At 43.8% G+C, this 16428-nt stretch carries 17 protein-coding genes and 1 pseudogene; 8 read left to right on the forward strand and 10 right to left on the reverse strand.

Annotation, left to right across the window (positions count from 1 at the left end):
* Window positions 1-108 precede the first annotated feature (108 nt).
* Window positions 109-1773, forward strand: a complete 1665-nt coding sequence (gene asnB, locus J4N40_RS12350; RefSeq protein ID WP_005384979.1) for an asparagine synthase B — start codon at window positions 109-111, stop codon at window positions 1771-1773.
* 115 nt (window positions 1774-1888) lie between these two features.
* On the opposite strand, the gene rfaH is transcribed toward asnB, so the two are convergent.
* Window positions 1889-2389 carry a transcription/translation regulatory transformer protein RfaH gene (rfaH, locus tag J4N40_RS12355; protein WP_005382098.1) on the reverse strand — a complete coding sequence of 167 codons (501 nt, stop codon included), beginning with the start codon at window positions 2387-2389 and terminating at the stop codon, window positions 1889-1891.
* Between the two features lie 333 nt (window positions 2390-2722).
* Here rfaH and J4N40_RS12360 point away from each other — a divergent pair, with 333 nt between their 5' ends.
* On the forward strand, window positions 2723-4111 hold the full coding sequence (locus J4N40_RS12360) for a peptide MFS transporter (protein WP_005382097.1): 1389 nt from the start codon (window positions 2723-2725) through the stop codon (window positions 4109-4111).
* A 49-nt stretch (window positions 4112-4160) separates the two neighbouring features.
* Here the strand turns inward: J4N40_RS12360 and hemH are convergent, their stop codons facing one another.
* The 3 genes from hemH to htpG all read right to left on the reverse strand — a co-directional run bounded on the left by hemH (window position 4161) and on the right by htpG (window position 8160).
* Window positions 4161-5123: a ferrochelatase gene (hemH, locus tag J4N40_RS12365; RefSeq protein WP_053307522.1), complete on the reverse strand. Its 963-nt coding sequence runs from the start codon at window positions 5121-5123 to the stop codon at window positions 4161-4163.
* Between the two features lie 167 nt (window positions 5124-5290).
* On the reverse strand, window positions 5291-5935 hold the full coding sequence (gene adk, locus J4N40_RS12370; protein ID WP_005382094.1) for an adenylate kinase: 645 nt from the start codon (window positions 5933-5935) through the stop codon (window positions 5291-5293).
* Between the two features lie 320 nt (window positions 5936-6255).
* Window positions 6256-8160, reverse strand: a complete 1905-nt coding sequence (gene htpG / locus J4N40_RS12375; RefSeq protein ID WP_053303298.1) for a molecular chaperone HtpG — start codon at window positions 8158-8160, stop codon at window positions 6256-6258.
* Window positions 8161-8431: 271 nt separating this feature from the next.
* Here htpG and J4N40_RS12380 point away from each other — a divergent pair, with 271 nt between their 5' ends.
* The 4 genes from J4N40_RS12380 to J4N40_RS12395 are packed head-to-tail and all read left to right on the forward strand — an operon-like array spanning window position 8432 to window position 10939.
* Window positions 8432-9310: a transcriptional regulator gene (locus J4N40_RS12380; RefSeq protein WP_250654267.1), complete on the forward strand. Its 879-nt coding sequence runs from the start codon at window positions 8432-8434 to the stop codon at window positions 9308-9310.
* A gap of 11 nt (window positions 9311-9321) precedes the next feature.
* Entirely contained in the window at window positions 9322-9837 is a 516-nt protein-coding gene (gene toxS / locus J4N40_RS12385; protein ID WP_005382091.1) for a transmembrane regulator ToxS, read from the forward strand.
* Between the two features lie 46 nt (window positions 9838-9883).
* Window positions 9884-10639: a sulfite exporter TauE/SafE family protein gene (locus J4N40_RS12390; RefSeq protein ID WP_042523148.1), complete on the forward strand. Its 756-nt coding sequence runs from the start codon at window positions 9884-9886 to the stop codon at window positions 10637-10639.
* A 21-nt stretch (window positions 10640-10660) separates the two neighbouring features.
* On the forward strand, window positions 10661-10939 hold the full coding sequence (locus J4N40_RS12395; RefSeq protein ID WP_005382088.1) for an Rdx family protein: 279 nt from the start codon (window positions 10661-10663) through the stop codon (window positions 10937-10939).
* A gap of 38 nt (window positions 10940-10977) precedes the next feature.
* Here the strand turns inward: J4N40_RS12395 and yfcE are convergent, their stop codons facing one another.
* From yfcE to J4N40_RS12425, 6 genes are all read right to left on the reverse strand, one after another.
* Window positions 10978-11523, reverse strand: a complete 546-nt coding sequence (gene yfcE, locus J4N40_RS12400) for a phosphodiesterase (protein WP_047102892.1) — start codon at window positions 11521-11523, stop codon at window positions 10978-10980.
* A 75-nt stretch (window positions 11524-11598) separates the two neighbouring features.
* Window positions 11599-11808: a hypothetical protein gene (locus tag J4N40_RS12405; protein WP_005382086.1), complete on the reverse strand. Its 210-nt coding sequence runs from the start codon at window positions 11806-11808 to the stop codon at window positions 11599-11601.
* Window positions 11809-11957: 149 nt separating this feature from the next.
* Window positions 11958-12365 (reverse strand): CBS domain-containing protein, encoded by a 408-nt coding sequence (locus J4N40_RS12410; RefSeq protein WP_005382085.1) that lies wholly within the window; start codon window positions 12363-12365, stop codon window positions 11958-11960.
* Window positions 12362-12712 (reverse strand): P-II family nitrogen regulator, encoded by a 351-nt coding sequence (locus tag J4N40_RS12415; protein WP_054578025.1) that lies wholly within the window; start codon window positions 12710-12712, stop codon window positions 12362-12364. Before J4N40_RS12415 ends, J4N40_RS12410 begins: the two co-directional genes overlap by 4 nt.
* Window positions 12702-13493, reverse strand: coding sequence for a DUF1538 domain-containing protein (locus J4N40_RS12420; protein WP_005382078.1), 792 nt, complete (start codon window positions 13491-13493; stop codon window positions 12702-12704). Before J4N40_RS12420 ends, J4N40_RS12415 begins: the two co-directional genes overlap by 11 nt.
* Window positions 13490-14224 (reverse strand): DUF1538 domain-containing protein, encoded by a 735-nt coding sequence (locus J4N40_RS12425; RefSeq protein WP_005382077.1) that lies wholly within the window; start codon window positions 14222-14224, stop codon window positions 13490-13492. Before J4N40_RS12425 ends, J4N40_RS12420 begins: the two co-directional genes overlap by 4 nt.
* Window positions 14225-14479: 255 nt before the next feature.
* On the opposite strand from J4N40_RS12425, the gene J4N40_RS12430 reads away from it, so the two are divergent.
* Both J4N40_RS12430 and J4N40_RS12435 read left to right on the forward strand, forming a co-directional pair.
* Window positions 14480-15394 (forward strand): TIGR01777 family oxidoreductase, encoded by a 915-nt coding sequence (locus J4N40_RS12430; RefSeq protein WP_065274254.1) that lies wholly within the window; start codon window positions 14480-14482, stop codon window positions 15392-15394.
* A gap of 44 nt (window positions 15395-15438) precedes the next feature.
* Window positions 15439-16266 (forward strand): annotated as a pseudogene (locus J4N40_RS12435) (SDR family oxidoreductase).
* The last annotated feature ends 162 nt before the right edge of the window (window positions 16267-16428 follow it).

Here is a 16428-nt window from a genome sequence, read left to right on the forward strand (position 1 = left end):
ACAAGGCCTTTTATCATTTTTTTAATCACAAAACGTTGCTTTTTTTATTAGTAATGGCAAATTTAAACCATACCGATTAGAAATTGTTTAGTTTAGTAAGGATGTAGTATGTGTTCAGTATTTGGCATTTTAGACATTAAAAGCGATGCAGCCGCATTGCGCCCTATCGCATTAGAGATGTCGAAAAAACTTCGTCACCGTGGCCCAGACTGGTCTGGGATTTACTCTTCAGAGCGTGCTATTTTAGCGCACGAGCGCTTGGCGATTGTTGGTCTAAATAGTGGTGCACAGCCGCTATACAGCCCTGATAAGAAGCTCATCCTTGCCGTCAATGGTGAAATCTACAACCATAAAGAAATTCGTGCTCGTTACGAAGGAAAGTACGAATTTCAAACCGATTCAGACTGTGAAGTCATTCTTGCACTTTACCAAGATATGGGTGCAGATCTCCTTGAAGAACTAAACGGTATTTTCGCTTTTGTGCTCTACGACGAAGAAAAAGATGAGTATTTAGTCGGCCGTGACCATATTGGTATTATCCCTCTTTATCAAGGTCACGATGAGCATGGTAACTACTATGTGGCATCAGAGATGAAGGCTCTTGTTCCAGTATGTAAAACAGTAAGTGAATTCCCTCCTGGTAGCTATTACAGCTCTAAAGATACTGAGCCAACACGTTACTATGTTCGTGACTGGAACGAGTACGCAGCAGTACAAGGTAACAGCACTAGCAAAGAAGAATTGACTGAAGCGCTAGAAGCGGCTGTTAAACGCCAACTAATGACTGACGTGCCTTACGGTGTACTTCTTTCGGGCGGTCTAGATTCTTCTATTACATCTGCGGTAGCAAAACGCTTTGCAGCGATGCGTATTGAAGATGATGAAAAGTCTGAAGCTTGGTGGCCTCAACTGCACTCTTTTGCTGTTGGCCTAGAAGGCGCTCCTGACCTGAAAGCCGCTCGCGAAGTTGCCGACCAAATTGGTACCGTTCACCACGAAATGACGTACACGATTCAAGAAGGTTTGGACGCGATTCGTGACGTGATTTACCACATTGAAACGTATGACGTGACGACTATCCGCGCATCAACACCTATGTTCTTAATGGGTCGTAAGATCAAAGCGATGGGTATCAAGATGGTATTGTCTGGTGAGGGCGCTGACGAAATCTTTGGTGGCTACCTTTACTTCCACAAAGCGCCAAACGCGAAAGAGTTCCACGAGGAGACTGTGCGTAAACTGCTTGCTCTGAACATGTTCGACTGTGCTCGTGCTAACAAGTCGCTGGCAGCATGGGGAGTTGAAGGACGCGTACCTTTCCTAGATAAAGAGTTCATTGATGTAGCAATGCGCTTGAACCCAGCAGACAAGATGTGTGGCAACGGTAAAATGGAGAAACACATCCTTCGTGAGTGCTTCGAGCACTACCTGCCAGAATCGATCGCATGGCGTCAAAAAGAGCAGTTCTCTGATGGCGTTGGCTACAGCTGGATCGATACGCTGAAAGAAGTAGCAGAACAGAAAGTGACAGACCAGCAGATGGAAACAGCTCAATATCGATTCCCATACAACACGCCAACGACAAAAGAAGGCTACGTGTACCGTGAAATCTTTGAAGAGTTATTCCCACTTCCATCAGCAGCAGAGTGTGTACCAGGAGGCCCTTCAGTAGCGTGTTCTTCAGCGAAGGCGATTGAATGGGATGAATCGTTCCAAAACTGTGTTGACCCATCAGGTCGTGCAGTACAGACCGTTCACAACGACTCATACTAATTCTCTACGATAAAGATAAGGGTTGGTTCGTCCAACCCTTTTAAAACAGACAAAAAATTAGATACGATCAAAAAGAGGTGCTTTTGCACCTCTTTTTATGTTTGATGGAATTAGGCTATTTTAAATCTAAATCACTATTGTCTATGCTGACAGGCACACGCTTGGTGATCATCTGAACTAGCATAATTGAGCGTTTCTCACCATCTTGTTCTTGGAAGATGGCATCTATGCCCGCAAATTGACCGCTTTTAACTCTAATTTGATCGCCTGGTTTTGGCATACATTCAGAAACGGTATTGTCATTACAACACTTTTCTAGCTGCATCAATTCGAAGACCAAGTCACCTTGAACTTCTTTCGGTTGAGCACCAAAACGCACAAAGTCAACAACACCTCGAGTAGAGCGGACTGAGGTGAAGTTTGGCCCTTGCTCATAATCAAAGTAAGCGAATACGTAACAAGGAAACAGCGGTTCCTCGACTTTTTGTCTTTTACCGCGCAAAATCTTCTCAACTTCTACAGTTGGATAAAAGCACTCTACACCTTGATTTTCAAGGTGTTGTTTCGCCCTAACCTGCTCCCCACGTTTACAATAAAGTAGATACCAACGTTTCATCTTTTTACTAGCCAATTCTATTTTGTTTTTATCCTAGCATTAAGCCAAAGTTGAGTCATTGATATTCAGTTTATCTATAAAAGTATGATTATACATCGCTCGCATTAACGACATTTTTCAGCAACTTACGATAAAGAAGTCCATAGGCAAAAATGGAAATTAAGTTTGTAACACAACCAATACACCATCATATAATCTGCAAATCCAATCAAAAACAGCCACTTAACAAACAAAAATAGTTGAATGGCAAAATTTTATTATTTGTCACTCGTTGAATTGCATTGTATACGTAGAAGTCGTTAAAAAATGTAATAACTATTATTAGAAGAGCTTATGTCAAACCAACATCAATATTTTGGTCATCCACGTGGCCTGTTCTTATTGTTCGGTACTGAACTGTGGGAACGCTTTTCTTACTACGCAATGCGTGCCATTCTCGTGCTTTACCTCACCGATACAACAATGAATGGCGGCCTTGGCTGGTCAACCAAAGATGCATTAGACCTATACGGCATATACACAGGGCTTGTGTATATCACGCCTCTTATCGGTGGTTACCTAGCAGATAACTATTTAGGTCAACGTCGCTCAATTTTGCTTGGTGGCGCGTTAATGGCCATCGGCCAGTTTACTCTTGCACTTCCTGCTGATGCTTTAGGTATTGGTTCGCTACACAGTTTCTATTTAGGTCTTGGCCTACTTATCACTGGTAACGGTCTCTTTAAGCCAAATATCTCAACCATGGTTGGCGACCTTTATCAAGAAGGTGACAACCGTCGTGACGGCGCATTCACTATCTTTTATATGGGTATCAACTTAGGTGCATTACTTGCCGGCGTCGTTTCTGGCTCTGTGACAACCTCTTACGGTTGGAAAGCAGGCTTTGTTGCCGCTGGTGTGGGTATGCTGGTTAGCCTAGTGATGCAAATGGTACTGGCTCAATCATGGCTTGGTGATATTGGTCGTGAACCAGCGGCGAAACGAGATCTAAACAACAAAAACGCCACCACGAAGCAGCCACTCACCAAAGAAGAAGTGAATCGACTAAAAGTAATTCTGGTCATGAGCTTATTCACTATTGTCTTCTGGGCAGGCTTTGAACAAGCTGGTGGTCTGATGAACATCTACACTCAACAATATACTGATCGCATGATTGGTGGTTTCGAAGTTCCTGCTGCGTGGTTCCAATCACTAAACCCATTTTTCATTATTACTCTAGCGCCAGTTCTGGCTGTCCTTTGGGTAAAATTGGGTAAACGTGAACCTACTTCGCCAGTGAAATTTGCGATGGCACTATTTTTCTTGGCGATTGGTTTCCTTTGTATGGTTGGCGCAGTGCTAGAACAAGGTGGAGATACAACAGTAAAAACATCGATGTTATGGTTGGTCGGCGCTTTCTTCTTCCACACATTAGGCGAGCTGTGTTTATCACCAATTGGTCTTTCATTGGTGACTAAATTAGCACCGCTTCGCTTAGCTTCACTTATGATGGGTGCATGGTTTGGCTGTAATGCGATTGCTAACTATGTTGCGGGCTATGTGGGCTCTCACGTAGGCGAGTTAGGCGCTATGGCTATCTTTAGTGGTATTGCGGTCAGTGCAACCGTAAGTGGCGTAATTTTGCTCCTATTCTCTAATACACTCGTTCGCTGGATGCATGGCGCTGAAAATACGCACAGCACGGCAGAGCAAGTAGAAGAGCAGCAAGTACAAGTTGCTTGATCGCTCAACTAAACGTAGAAAGGGTCGCTATTGCGACCCTTTTTTGTATCTAAAGTTTAGATTGAACTAACTCAACCATCATCTCGATATGAAGTGCACTGTCGTTCAAACAAGGGATGTAGGTAAAGTTTTCACCACCTGCTTCAAGGAAAATCTCTTTACACTCTTCCGAGATCTCTTCCAACGTCTCTAAACAATCTGACGAAAATGCAGGGGTCACAACATTAATATTTTTCACACCCTTTGCAGGAAGTGCCTCTAGGGTCTTATCGGTATAAGGTTGAAGCCACTCTTCTCTCCCAAATCGGGACTGATACGTCATGCCAATTTGTTGTTCGCTTAAACCTAACGCTTCCCCAAGCAAGCGAGTCGTCTCTTCACAATGCTGTGGGTAAACATCACCATTGTCAGCATAGCGTTTTGGAATACCATGATAAGAACACAGCAGGTAATCTCCTTGACCATTCTTTTGCCAATGTTCACGAACTGAGTGCGCTAACGCTTCAATATATTTTGGGTGATTGTAATAATCACGAATAAAGATAAAGCCTGGCATCACAGGCAGGTTCTTAAATGCTTTAGTGATTCCGTCAGAAACCGCTGCCGTTGTTGTGCCCGAGTATTGCGGATACAAAGGTAAAACAATGACTTCATCAACGCCTTGCGCCAATAGGGCTTCAAAGCCTGATTGCAAACTTGGGTTACCATACGTCATACCAAGCTCTACAGGTATATCAAGCTTTTGTGCCAACTTTTCCGTTTGGCGTTTAGAGTACACCATCAACGGCGAGCCCTCTTCCATCCATACTGATTGATAGAGTTTGGCAACTTTAGGAGCTCGGATAGGAAGGATAACGCCGTGCAATAGTGGACACCAAAGCCATCGAGTCATGTCTACCACTCGGTGATCATGAAGAAACTGACTTAAAAAGCGCTTTACGGCAGGAGCGGTTGGTGCGTCAGGAGTTCCCAGGTTAACTAGGAGTACACCCTGTTTATTATTCTCTTTCATAACATCCTATTCATGGTAAACGGCTTGGTTCATATATTTAAGTAACCTCGAAGTAACGAATAGCCGAGCTGAAGTTAATTAGATATATGTTTACGAGTAAACTAAAAAAAGCGACCACTTGGGCCGCTTTCAATATATCAAAATATTAAATTTTTGACTTCAGCAAATTAAGATAGTGCTTTCTCGATATCCGCACTAACTTCAGCTACTTGCTTAGTACCATCAAACTTAAGGTACTTAGTCTTGCCTGCTTCAGCTTCTTTGCCGTAGTAGTTGATTAGCGGCGCAGTTTGCTCGTGGTAAACACCTAGACGAGCACGTACTGTTTCTTCTTTGTCGTCATCACGAACAACAAGATCTTCACCAGTTACATCATCTTTACCTTCCACTTTAGGCGGGTTGTAAACCACGTGGTAAGTACGACCAGAAGGAAGGTGAGCACGACGACCAGCCATACGCTCAACAATTACATCGTCTGCAACGTCAAATTCGATAACGTAGTCTACGTCTACGCCCATTTCTTTTAGGCCGTCAGCTTGAGGGATAGTACGTGGGAAACCATCTAGTAGGAAACCGTTTGCACAGTCTTCTTGAGCGATGCGCTCTTTGATAAGACCAAGGATGATTTCATCAGAAACTAGCTGACCAGCGTCAATAACAGCTTTAGCTTGTTTACCAAGCTCTGTACCTGCTTTGATAGCAGCACGAAGCATATCACCAGTAGAGATTTGTGGAATACCGTATTTTTCCATGATGAAGTTTGCTTGTGTGCCTTTACCTGCACCTGGAGCACCTAGAAGAATGATGCGCATGATTTATCCTCTTTAATATTTAAGATTTATACCGAAGCTCACAATAGCTGACCTCTTAGACATCAAACCTGAGAAGCACCTGCAACGATAAGTTTCGGTATAACGTATATAGGCGAGCAAAAATACACGCCTTATTACTCACATTCAAGTCGCAGATTCTATCACAGGTTCTCTGAGCAAAGAGTGTATTAAGACTAAAGAATGTTAACAGTACCCTCTTTCACGCCCTATTGATTATTAACTCAGCACTTGAGATGCAAAATTTTGCGACAACAAACAAAAAGCTCGCGAAATGCGAGCTTTTTGATTTGCAGAGGTTATTACACCTTAGTCAAAAGTTGATTAACGGCTCCTAAGAACTCTGTTGGATCCTCAATAGAGCCTCGCTCCGCTAGCATTGCCTGACCAAGCAGAACTTCAACCCAGCGACCAAACGCTTCTTCATCGGCTTCGTCAGCCATACGCTTAACCAATTTGTGCTCAGGGTTTAGCTCAAAGATGTATTTCACTTCCGGCACAGCTTGACCAGCTGCCGCAAGAAGCTTCGCCATTTGAGTACCCATTTCGTAATCGTCCGTTACCACAACAGCAGGCGTAGATGCGAGTTTGAAGGTGGTACGAACTTCTTTCACACGATCGCCTAGGTAAGACTTCGTGCGCTCTACAACCGACTTAAACTCTTCTTCGGTTTCTTTTTGCTTCTCTTTTTCTGCTTCATCTTCAAACTGACTTAGATCAAGCCCAGCTTTAGTGATTGACTGGAACTGTTTACCATCAAACTCAGTTAAGTAGTTCATCAGCCACTCATCAATGCGGTCGTACATCAAGATAACTTCAATGCCTTTCGCTTTGAACTGTTCTAAGTGAGGGCTGTTTTTCGCAGCTGCATAGCTGTCTGCCGTCAAGTAGTAGATCTTATCTTGACCTTCTTTCATGCGCTCAACGTAAGACGCCAAGCCCACAGTTTGCTCAGAAGAGTCCACTTCAGTTGAGGCAAAGCGCAATAAACCTGCAACTTTCTCTTTGTTTGCAAAGTCCTCCGCAGGGCCCTCTTTCATCACAAGACCAAACTCTTTCCAGAATGATTGGTATTTCTCTTCGTCATTCTTGGCCATACGTTCAAGCATCGTTAGCACGCGCTTAGTACAAGCATTACGTAGAGACTGAGTCACTTTATTGTCTTGTAAGATCTCACGCGATACGTTTAGCGGTAAATCGTTTGAGTCTATTAAACCACGTACGAAGCGTAAGTATGACGGCATAAATTGCTCTGCATCGTCCATAATGAATACGCGCTGTACGTACAGTTTCAAGCCTGATTTGTGGTCGCGGTTCATCATATCCCAAGGTGCTTTCGATGGGATGTATAGTAAGCTCGTGTAGTCGTTTTTACCTTCTACACGGTTATGACTCCAGACCAAGGGATCGGCAAAGTCATGTGATACGTGCTTGTAGAACTCTTGATACTCTTCTTCTGAAATATCAGATTTGTTACGCGTCCACAGTGCCTGGGCTTTGTTGATTTGCTCCCACTTTTTCTCATCTGTTTCCTTGCCTTCGTCATCACGAACGACAGTTTGGATTGAAACAGGAATGCCGATGTGATCAGAGTACTTACTGATAACGTCACGTAGACGCCACTCATTCAAAAACTCTTTACCCTCTTCACGCATATGAAGAATGATGTCGGTACCACGTGACTCTTTGGTAATGTTTTCGATGGTGTACTCACCTTCACCCGCTGAGTGCCATTGTACCGCTTCATCAGCGGCTAGACCCGCAGCGCGAGTGCGCACGGTAACGGCGTCAGCAACGATAAATGCCGAGTAGAAACCAACACCAAACTGACCAATAAGCTGAGAGTCTTTGCTCTGCTCTTCAGATAGCTTTGAGAAAAACTCGGCTGTTCCAGATTTTGCGATTGTTCCTAAGTGCTCAATCACATCATCACGGCTCATACCGATACCGTTATCAGAAATGGTTAAGGTATTTGCGCTTTCATCAAACGACAGCTTCACGCAAAGGTCTGCATTACCTTCGTATAGATCTGGGTTAGATAACGCCTGAAAGCGCAGTTTGTCTGATGCATCTGATGCGTTAGAGATCAGCTCGCGCAAAAAGATCTCTTTATTTGAATAAAGAGAATGGATCATTAAATGCAGTAGTTGTTTTACTTCTGATTGAAAACCACGAGTTTCTTTATTTTGAGATACGGTTTCGCTCATGTGTGCTCCATAACATCTAAACTAATTGGCTTTTTCATAGGGACAAGTTTGTGACTTTCCCCTTGAAATCACCCTACCGAGATGTCATTTAACATGTGGCTGACAAATGTAAATTCAAGGTCAATATTGCTAAAAACGGTGTTTTTTTAGAAAATTTTAATTATCCTACCCGTCTAAAAGCATCTAAAATGTCGTGCGCACTCCAAGCGCCTCGGTAATTTTGTGACATAAATCACCATAATTACAACATCATCCATCTAAGAAGAACTAAATGACTAACATTGGCACCAAATTTCTACTTGCTCAAAGGTTCACCTTTGATCCAAATAGTAATTCGCTCGCTGACCAACAAAACGGCAACGACGTTGTACGATTAGGAAGCAACGAAAGCCGTATACTTCTGATGTTGGCAGAGAGACCAAACGAAGTTTTAACCCGTAACGAGCTTCACGAGTTTGTTTGGCGTGAGCAAGGTTTTGAGGTGGATGACTCAAGCCTGACTCAAGCGATTTCTACTCTGCGTAAGATGTTGAAGGATTCAACAAAATCTCCAGAGTTTGTTAAAACGGTACCTAAACGTGGCTACCAACTCATTTGTTCAGTGGAACGCTTGAGCCCATTTTCTACTGACGCTAACACTGACGCTGAAGAAACCTCTTCTGAACAAGAAGCGCCAGCAGTGGAGTTAGAAGCGAGCGATATGCTACCGACAGAGGTAGTGACCGATACTACTGCTGATATTGAGCCTCAAGTAGAGCTGACTAAAACTCAGCCGAAGCCAGCATCTAACACGATTAACTGGCTACCGCGTGTCATTATCTTTTTGTCTCTGCTGCTTCCTGTTTGCGTATTGTTATTCACGAACCCTGCGGAATCCCAATTCCGTCAAATTGGTGAGTATCAAAATGTACCGGTGATGACACCTGTAAATCACCCTCAAATCAACAACTGGTTGCCTTCAATAGAGCAATGCATTGAGCGCTACGTGAAGCACCATGCAGAAGACTCGTTGCCAGTGGAAGTGATTGCCACTGGTGGACAAAATAACCAGCTGATTCTGAACTACATTCATGACAGTAACCACTCTTACGAGAACGTAACACTGCGTATTTTCGCAGGTCAAAACGATCCAACAGACATCTGCAAATAAAGGAGGCCAATATGAAGATTAAATTAGCATCTGCGGTTTTGGCCGTATCCGTTCTTTTCAGTAGTTGGTTGTATTGGGGAAGTGACCTAAAAGTGGAGCAGCTCCTCACAGCAAACGAATGGCAGTCGACCATGGTGACAGTCATTACAGACAGCTTGCCTGACGATACTGTCGGCCCACTACGCCGAGTTAATGTTGAATCAAACGTGAAATATCTCCCTAATGGTGACTATATTCGCGTAGCAAATATCAAACTATTCGCTCAAGGTTCAACCGCAGAATCAACGATAAATATCTCGGAAAAAGGCCGCTGGGAAGTAAGTGACAACTATTTGTTGGTCTCGCCTTCGGAGTTTAAAGATATTTCATCTTCTCAATCAAAAGACTTTTCCGAAGCACAGCTACGTTTAATTACTCAAATTTTTAAGCTAGATGCGGAGCAAAGTCGTCGTATTGACGTCGTGAACGAAAAAACACTATTGCTCACTAGCTTGAACCACGGTTCTTCGGTACTGTTTAAAAACTAATTTTGATTGGATGATAAGGGGGCAAGACGCCCCCTTTGTTTTGCTTATGGATTGGCTAGATACCACTACTCTCTTTTTCGGTTCACTAATCGCCAACACGCTGGCTTCACTTTCTGGTGGCGGAGCAGGCTTGCTTCAATTCCCTTTACTCATCTTTCTCGGCTTACCGTTCTCCGTTGCGCTAGGCACACATAAGGTGGCTTCGGTTGCTTTAGGCTTAGGCGCAGCAAGCACGCATTTAAGATCAGGCACTATTAAATGGAAAATCGCGCTCTACCTTATCTTGTCCGGTAGTATTGGCGTGATTTTAGGGGCTAACTTAATTGTACAGATCCCTGATGGTATCGCGGAAAAGATGCTCGGCACGATGATCCTAGCGCTAGGTATCTACTCGCGATTTAAGACATCGCTAGGCCAAGCTGAAGTAATACGTAACCGTCATCCTATCGGTTGGGTTATTGGTGGAATTGGCTTACTGTTTATCGGCATCATTAACGGATCTCTTACCGCAGGTTCTGGTTTGCTCGTGACACTATTTTTGGTGCGCTGGTTTGGTTACGACTACAAACAAGCCGTTGCTTACACCATGATTTGTGTCGGCCTGTTTTGGAATGGCATTGGAGGCATTGCCGTCGTACAGGCAGGGGCCCCTATTCACTGGGCTTGGATGCCTGTTTTATTGTTAAGCTCATTTCTAGGCGGCAGTTTAGGCGCATGGGCCGCGACTCGATACAGTAACAGAGTGATTAAAGTTGCATTCGAAATTCTCACGTTTGCCGTGGGCATCAAGTTGCTGGTTTAAAAAGATTAAAAGGAAAGTTTCATGGATAAAGCAATCATTGATATTTATTACTGCCGCCAGTGCAACTGGATGTTGCGTTCAACTTGGCTATCGCAAGAATTACTGCATACTTTTAGCGAAGAAATAGAAACAATCAGCTTACACCCGGACACAGGTGGTCGCTTCGAAATTTTCTGTAATGGCCAGCAAATTTGGGAACGGAAAAAAGACAGCGGCTTTCCTGAAGCCAAGGTGCTAAAACAGCGCGTAAGAGACATTATCGACCCAGAACGCGATTTAGGACATTCAGACACAAAATAGGGAGCAATTCGCTCCCTATTTTTTACTTAGTAAAACCGTTAAATCATGGTTTGTGCTAATACTTCGCCTTCTGGCGTTTTTACCGTTAGCTTATTGCCTTCTAGAGTACCAAAGCTTCTCGGTAAGCCATTACGTGGGAATGTCATCGAGCCTGGGTTGAATATAATGGCTCCATCTTGCATCTCTGCGACGGGAACATGTGTATGACCGTGGGCGATGATATCACCTTCACGCAGTGGCGGCCGTTTTTCAGAGTTGTACAAGTGACCATGAGTCAAAAAGATTCTCTTGCCAGATTCAAGTAGCACCCATGAGTAATCCATCATCATTGGAAACTTCAATAGCATTTGGTCTACTTCACTATCACAGTTGCCACGTACAGAAATAATTTGATCACTGTATTGGTTCAATAAGTCTGCTACCTGTGGAGGGTTGTAGCCTTCCGGAATAGGGTTTCGCGGCCCATGGTTTAGCGTATCTCCTAGCAAAATCAGGTGGTGCGCACCAGAAGCCAAAAATAGATCAATGGTTTCTTTAGTTGCTGGCAAAGAGCCATGCAGGTCTGAGGCAAAAAATAGTTTCACGACATCGTCTCCTCAAAAAGTATGAGGTCATTCTACGGCATTTTTTTAGCAGCTCAACCTACGACGGTTTGAATACTACTGATAGCGCAATGATTCAATGACCATAGGCAAAACATAGAACCATGCTGCATACGCTGTTCCAACCAACACCAGTATCCAAAACACCATCGACATAAATTTTGATTTGGCTAGATGGTGCAGCGGATCGGGCTCTCCGCATCCTGGACATGCATGAGCGCGTTTTGAGATTTGTTTCTCACACACGGGGCAAGAGACTAAAGGCATGATACAGATTCCTCGACATTAGGCTTAGGGCGCAAAGAATAATGGTGAATTAACACATATGCAACCTAACATATATTAAATATTTTAGTTCTTTGTAACAGTCGCTGACTTGAGAAAAAATTCGTTGATTTTTCATTTATATCAACCTATTACACTTCTTCTCGCACCATACCATTGATGACAATATTGTTATAACTCACCATCCCAATGACCTCGCCACTTTCAATGACCGGCGCTCTGCTTATGCCAAATCGCTCAAACAAACGGGCACAATATTTTACGTTCATATCTGGTTCGACACACAAAGCGGGCTTGGTCATGATTTCATAAATATTTGTGCGCTGAGGAGAACGATTATTCGCCAGCACCTTTTTGGCGATATCATTCATCAACACGATGCCATATTCATCATTATCATCTCGCTTTTTCACCACCAGCGCTTTGACTTGGTATTTTTTCGCTAGCGTTATGCCTTCGTATACGGTCATCAGTCCATCAACCATTACATACGTTGCCGCCATAACATCTCGAACTCTAATTATCGTTTGATCACTCATAATTCATCCTCGACTACTTTGGTCAATGTCTCGACTTGATGCGCGACACCGACTGCATCTTCAATATCGATCTGAACAGCAATCCCCTGTCCCGACTCTCTGTCAAATTCACCAACCTCATTAATGGTCTCTAATATGTGTCGAGATAGATGTTCCTCGACCACAAACAGCAGCACATCTTTTTGCACTTCTAGCGTTAAACCAAAAAACGTTCGCTTTTGATTTAAACCTTGCCCGCGAGCATTGTTAATCACTGTTGCACCGGTCGCACCAGCATCGCGTGCAGCGTCCAACACCTTGTCTGTTTTGCTGTCTTCAACAAACGCAAGTATCAATTTAAAGCGCATTTTCTTCTTCCTCCGAGACGTTTTTATTCAGCCACTGGGTTATTTGCGCATAGCCCATCACAGAGATCATAGGAAATAGACTGGCAAACGCGATCAAGCCAAAGCCATCAATCATTGGGTTTCTTCCAGGGACGGTCGAAGCAAGCCCTAACCCTAATGCAGTTACAAGTGGGACAGTGACGGTAGAAGTTGTTACGCCTCCAGAATCGTAGGCGAGTGGAACAATAAGCTTAGGAGCGTAAAACGTTTGAATCACAACGACGATGTAACCCGCGATGATGTAATAATGAATGGGATCGCCCACGACAATCCGGTAACTCCCTAATGCAATACCAATTGCCACCCCAAACGCAACGGCTACGCGCAAGCCGTTAATACTGATACTGCCTCCAGAGACTTGGTTTGCTTTTATCGCTACAGCGATTAAAGAAGGCTCTGCAATCGTGGTACTAAAGCCTATAAAAAAGGCGAAGGTGTAAACCCAATAATAGTCGACCCACATTAAGGCTTTCCCTACCGATACTTTGAACTCTTGTAAAAACTCCGGCGCCGTTAATTGCACAGCCATCGTCTCCCCAAGTGGAAACAACGCCATTTCTAATCCAAGTAAAAAAAGAGCTAACCCGAAAATCACATAAACGAACCCAAGCAAAACTTTCTTAAGGTTGCTAACAGGACGCCTTAACACCGCTAACTGAAAACCAAAAATAATGCTGGCGATGGGAACGACGTCTCGAACGGTCGATAACAAAGTGTCTAGGAAATGATCAATTGAAATCATGTTACGACCATTCCGTAAACCATCACAAACATCATCGGTAACAGCGAGGCAAAAGCGATTAAACCAAAGCCATCCACCATAGGGTTACGCCCTTTAATAGAAGACGCTAAACCGACACCCAGTGCAGTGACCAAAGGTACTGTTATGGTGGACGTGGTTACACCTCCGGAATCGTAAGCGACGCCAATAATGGCTTCAGGTGCAAACCACGTCAGTATTACAACGCCTACATAGCCACCAATGATCATGTAATGAATCGGCCACCCTTTTAAGATACGCAAAACGCCGATAACGATGGCTATCCCCACAGAGAGAGCTACTGTTACTCGAAGTCCTTCTCCGTAATCCTGCATGGACTGCTCTGAGTTAGCGATCATTCCGCCCTCAGCCGCAACTTCTGAGGCTTCTTCCGCTACCGCGGTTAATGCAGGTTCAGCTATCGTGGTGCCAAACCCCAAACAAAACGCAAAGACTAATAACCAAAACACGCTGCCTTTTTTTGCAAAGGCTTGAGCCATACTCTCTCCGATAGGAAAAAGACCAAGTTCTAGGCCAAAGATAAAAAAGGTTAATCCTAAAACGACAAGCAACAAGCCAAAAAGAATGGAGACCAGGTTGGGCAGCGGCTCTTGCAAAACGACTAATTGGAAAAAAGTGATAACAATGATGATGGGTAATAAGTCACGAGCACTATTGAGGAGCGCTCGAAAAAGCGCAACAAATGCTTCCATGCCTATCCTCCTTGATTGTGCAAACTGATTACGCTCGTTCCAATGAGCGATAACTTCTAGTCTGGCATAGATTTCACTCTTCTACCGTGAATGCACTAGCGCCATCTATAACATTTAGTTACATATTTTCTAATATGTGAAGTTAATAGCCTCTCTGTCAGCTTGTCACTATCCTAGAAATAATGGTGTTGAGATGATCAAGCTAAGCACAAAACGACTATAATGTTCTAATACGTGTACATTCAAAGAGATAACATGAAGATATTACTCACAGGTGGCACTGGGTTTATTGGCTCGGAGTTGCTCAAGCTGCTATCAACTCACCAAGTTATGCTACTTACACGCTCTCCAGAGCGAGCAAAACAACGCCTACAGCATGCTGATCTGGGTAATATCGAATACCTTGACTCGCTCGAATCGTTCGCCGATCTCAATCACGTTGATGCCGTCATTAATCTTGCAGGTGAGCCTATTGCGGATAAAAGGTGGACCAGCGAGCAAAAAGAAAAAATCTGCAAAAGTCGTTGGAAAATTACCGAGCAAATTGTTGAGCTGATCCACGCAAGTACCGAACCTCCCTCTGTTTTTATTAGTGGCTCGGCAGTTGGCTACTATGGTGATCAACAAGATCATCCGTTTGATGAGTGCTTACATGTTAATAGCGACGACTTTCCTCACGAGGTTTGTGCAAAGTGGGAGCAAATAGCCAAGCGCGCAGAGTCGGAGCAAACTCGGGTTTGTCTAATGAGAACTGGCGTGGTACTCGGCCTCAATGGTGGTGCGTTGGCAAAGATGCTATTACCTTACAAGCTTGGCGTAGGCGGCCCACTTGGGAACGGTAATCAGTACATGCCTTGGATTCACATCCTAGATATGGTCCGCGCCATCATGTACTTGCTTGAAACACCACATGCCCACGGTGCATTCAATATGTGCGCCCCCCATCCTGTGACTAATCGTATATTCAGCGGTACACTAGCTAAAACGCTCAAACGTCCGCATATCTTGTTCACGCCTAAATGGGCGATTGAACTCCTAATGGGAGAATCTTCCTGCTTATTGTTCGATAGCATGAGAGCCAAACCCAAAAAACTCACCGAACTGGGCTTTAAATTTAGCTACTCCAGAATAGAGCCAGCACTCAAGCACTTGCTTCATGACCGGAGCTGATGAATGATGGCTCTAATCAATGTTTCTGAGTCTTAAATTAAATTATGAAAAAGTCGATTCTTATTACGGGTTGTTCAACCGGCATCGGTTACGTGTGCGCTCACGCCCTACAAAACAAGGGATTTAATGTCATTGCATCTTGTAGGAAAGAACAAGATGTCCAGCGCCTAATTAATGAAGGGCTAACCTGCATCAATCTAGACCTAAATAGCCCAGAAAGCATTTCTTCGGGCGTGAAGCAAGCGCTAGAGTTAGCAGAAGGTAAGCTTTACGCAGTGTTCAATAATGGTGCCTATGGTCAGCCCGGAGCACTGGAAGACTTACCCACCGAGGCTCTTCAAGATCAATTTCAGACCAACTTTTTTGGTTAGCACCAGTTGGTCAGAGAGGTGCTTCCTCATATGCGCCAGCAAGGCGAAGGACGCATCATACAAAACAGCTCTGTTCTTGGTTTTGCCGCAATGAAATACCGTGGTGCCTATAATGCATCAAAATTTGCCTTAGAAGGCTGGACAGATACGCTCAGGCTAGAGCTTGCGGATACGAATATCAAAGTGGCATTGATAGAACCAGGACCGATCGAAACTCAATTTAGAAACAATGCATTACGAGCCTTTGAGAAGTGGGTTGATATTGAATCTAGCCCCCATCGTCATGCTTATGAAGGACAAAGAGAGCGACTCAACAACGACAAGTCTAATAATCGATTTGTTTTGCCTGCAGAGTCTTGCATCGCACCAGTTCTTCATGCATTAACTAGCGTTTCACCGAAAATTCGTTATCGAATTACTACACCGACTAAATTATTCGCAGTCTTGAAAAGACTATTACCAACCCGTGTACTTGATAAAATTTTGCGACAGGCTGCATAAAAAAGTTTTGTCGAAATGTAATTTCACCGTAACAATGTGATGTCATTATGAACATGTAGGTTAAAAAAACCTCAACTAAACGAATCAATTTCTACGCAATTCAGCGGGGATTCTTTCGCCCAAAGTGATTGAGTTGCTTAGATTTGGTATCGCCACCCATTA

Origin of the sequence: Vibrio sp. SCSIO 43097, assembly GCF_023650755.1 — a bacterium.
Lineage (GTDB): Bacteria > Pseudomonadota > Gammaproteobacteria > Enterobacterales > Vibrionaceae > Vibrio > Vibrio alginolyticus.

What these genes read in the sequence shown, in the direction of transcription:
- asnB (WP_005384979.1), top strand. Translation starts at nt 109, where the DNA reads ATGTGTTCAGTATTTGGCATTTTAGACATTAAAAGCGATGCAGCCGCA.
- rfaH (WP_005382098.1), bottom strand. Translation starts at nt 2,389, where the DNA reads ATGAAACGTTGGTATCTACTTTATTGTAAACGTGGGGAGCAGGTTAGG.
- J4N40_RS12360 (WP_005382097.1), top strand. Translation starts at nt 2,723, where the DNA reads ATGTCAAACCAACATCAATATTTTGGTCATCCACGTGGCCTGTTCTTA.
- hemH (WP_053307522.1), bottom strand. Translation starts at nt 5,123, where the DNA reads ATGAAAGAGAATAATAAACAGGGTGTACTCCTAGTTAACCTGGGAACT.
- adk (WP_005382094.1), bottom strand. Translation starts at nt 5,935, where the DNA reads ATGCGCATCATTCTTCTAGGTGCTCCAGGTGCAGGTAAAGGCACACAA.
- htpG (WP_053303298.1), bottom strand. Translation starts at nt 8,160, where the DNA reads ATGAGCGAAACCGTATCTCAAAATAAAGAAACTCGTGGTTTTCAATCA.
- J4N40_RS12380 (WP_250654267.1), top strand. Translation starts at nt 8,432, where the DNA reads ATGACTAACATTGGCACCAAATTTCTACTTGCTCAAAGGTTCACCTTT.
- toxS (WP_005382091.1), top strand. Translation starts at nt 9,322, where the DNA reads ATGAAGATTAAATTAGCATCTGCGGTTTTGGCCGTATCCGTTCTTTTC.
- J4N40_RS12390 (WP_042523148.1), top strand. Translation starts at nt 9,884, where the DNA reads ATGGATTGGCTAGATACCACTACTCTCTTTTTCGGTTCACTAATCGCC.
- J4N40_RS12395 (WP_005382088.1), top strand. Translation starts at nt 10,661, where the DNA reads ATGGATAAAGCAATCATTGATATTTATTACTGCCGCCAGTGCAACTGG.
- J4N40_RS12405 (WP_005382086.1), bottom strand. Translation starts at nt 11,808, where the DNA reads ATGCCTTTAGTCTCTTGCCCCGTGTGTGAGAAACAAATCTCAAAACGC.
- J4N40_RS12410 (WP_005382085.1), bottom strand. Translation starts at nt 12,365, where the DNA reads ATGAGTGATCAAACGATAATTAGAGTTCGAGATGTTATGGCGGCAACG.
- J4N40_RS12415 (WP_054578025.1), bottom strand. Translation starts at nt 12,712, where the DNA reads ATGCGCTTTAAATTGATACTTGCGTTTGTTGAAGACAGCAAAACAGAC.
- J4N40_RS12420 (WP_005382078.1), bottom strand. Translation starts at nt 13,493, where the DNA reads ATGATTTCAATTGATCATTTCCTAGACACTTTGTTATCGACCGTTCGA.
- J4N40_RS12425 (WP_005382077.1), bottom strand. Translation starts at nt 14,224, where the DNA reads ATGGAAGCATTTGTTGCGCTTTTTCGAGCGCTCCTCAATAGTGCTCGT.
- J4N40_RS12430 (WP_065274254.1), top strand. Translation starts at nt 14,480, where the DNA reads ATGAAGATATTACTCACAGGTGGCACTGGGTTTATTGGCTCGGAGTTG.